Origin of the sequence: Mesorhizobium sp. M1E.F.Ca.ET.063.01.1.1, from assembly GCF_003998155.1 — a bacterium.
Taxonomy (GTDB): domain Bacteria; phylum Pseudomonadota; class Alphaproteobacteria; order Rhizobiales; family Rhizobiaceae; genus Mesorhizobium.
In genome coordinates this window covers 1-458 of record NZ_RZSC01001600.1, presented here as the reverse complement: position 1 = coordinate 458, position 458 = coordinate 1, and the positions used below count along the sequence as shown (strand labels likewise).

The 458-nt window shown below is 54.1% G+C and carries 1 protein-coding gene; it reads left to right on the top strand.

The window, feature by feature from the left end; all coding sequences use genetic code 11:
• Positions 1–270: 270 nt before the first annotated feature.
• A partial coding sequence (locus EOA29_RS39980; RefSeq protein WP_348628948.1) for an Arm DNA-binding domain-containing protein occupies positions 271–458 on the top strand: 188 nt, incomplete at its 3' end.

The following is a 458-nucleotide window of genomic DNA, read 5'->3' as shown; positions in this document are numbered from 1 at the left end:
CCGGCGCTGGCACATAGTAGCCTACTCGTACCGCTGCCAAACGCCGACCGGCCCCCTTTTTCCAAAAAAATGAACGTCAGGACTTCGCGCCAATCGGCGGAAGCTTCTGCTATCGGGTCAGGCCGAATCGCCGGCCAAAAACAAAAACGCCGCCCAAAGGGCGGATAATTGCCTTTGTCTTTCAAAGCGAAAGTGGTGGAAACCCTTGCAAACTAACGCGTTTCGTTGACATTGGCGTCACCTGTAACCATAGTAGCCACCAGAAAGGTTATGGTGGATAGTATGGTAAGGAACAAGTTGACCGACGCAAAAATCAGGGGACTTAGCAAGCCAGGCGTCTATGCCGATGGAGCGGGACTATATATCCGCGTCCATCCTGGCGGTAGCAAGTCATGGTTTTTCATTTATCGCCGCAAAGGGATTCGGCGCGAAATCGGGCTGGGCGGGCTCGCTGGCAC